Consider the following 1,352-nt stretch of genomic DNA (forward strand, 5'->3'; position numbering starts at 1 on the left):
TTGGCGTTGAGGCTGTAGAAAAACCCCGCTGATGGCCAGGTTTTGGTAGGATCGAGGAAACAGACGAGGAGTGGTCAGCATGCCGCGCTTCAAGGCTTATAACTACGATCAGAACGCCATGGTGGTGATCAACTACCAGGATCAGCTCCAGCCAGGTACTTTTGAACACGCCGTGCACTACCTGATCGAGCACAAGCTCGACCTATCCGTTTTCCATCCCAAGTACCGCAACGATGCGACCGGTCGGCTGGCCTATGATCCGGCTATCCTGCTCAAAATTATCCTGTTTGCTTACTCAAAAGGCATCACCTCCAGTCGTGAAATGCAATGGTGGTGCGAGACCAACATCATTTTCAAAGCCCTTTCCTACGATACCGTTCCCCACTTCACCACATTGGCCAGCTTCGTCAGCCGCCATGCTGATGAGATTGAAGCGCTGTTCGAACAAGTGCTGCTGGTGTGCCACGAACAAGGCTTGTTGGGTAACGAACTCTTTGCCATTGATGGCTGCAAGATGTCCTCCGACGCTTCCAAAGAGTGGTCTGGCACATTCAAAGAGTTGGGCGAGAAGCGTGAGAAACTGAGAGGCCTGATTCGGCATCACCTACTGGAGCACTACGCGCGCGATGAGGCCGAGACGGAAGCCGATCTGGACCGGGATATCCGACGGGCCAGGACGATTCTCTCGCTAGATGCCGCCATGAACAAAGTGGATCGTTTCCTAAAGACGAGCAGCCCAAGGATGGGCCGGGGGAAGCGAATCAAGGAAGTGAAGAGCAATCTGACCGATAACGAAAGTGCCAAAATGACCACCAGCAAGGGCACGATTCAGGGCTATAACGGCGTCGCCACGGTGGATAAAAAGCACCAGATCGTCATTGACGCTCAGGCCTTTGGCGAAGGCCAGGAACATCACACCTTGCAGCCCGTACTGGAAACGGTCGCAGCCCGTTTTAAGAAGCTCGGGATTGCGGACAACATCTACCAGAAAGGCACCGTCGTCACCGCGGATACAGGCTTTGCCAACGAAGCCAATATGAAGTATCTGCACGAACAGCAGATCAACGGCTACATCCCCGATAACCAGTTCCGCAGCCGAGATCCGAAGTTCGCCGACCAGAAAGACAAATACGGCAAGCGCCACCAGAACCTGCCGGACAAAGGCTGGCGAGAGACGACGCCCGCCAGCGCGTTTCAGTTTGATCCAGTAGCGCTAACGTGTATCTGCCCAACCGGCGAAAAGCTGTCCTATCGCGGGCAACGAGAAACGGACACTGGCAAGATCCGGGTACACTTTGAAGGGCGTTTGTTGCAATGTCGGCACTGCCCCAAGAAAGTCCGATGCATGCAGA

The 1,352-nt window shown here is 54.4% G+C and carries 1 protein-coding gene; it reads left to right on the top strand.

What is annotated here, in order from left to right; all coding sequences use genetic code 11:
• Nucleotides 1-79 precede the first annotated feature (79 nt).
• The coding region (locus tag ACT3XD_RS19545) for a transposase (RefSeq protein ID WP_444280698.1) at nucleotides 80-1,352 on the top strand (1,273 nt) is incomplete at its 3' end.

It is taken from the genome of Halomonas sp. AOP7-B1-5, from assembly GCF_052353045.1.
Lineage (GTDB): Bacteria > Pseudomonadota > Gammaproteobacteria > Pseudomonadales > Halomonadaceae > Vreelandella > Vreelandella colorata.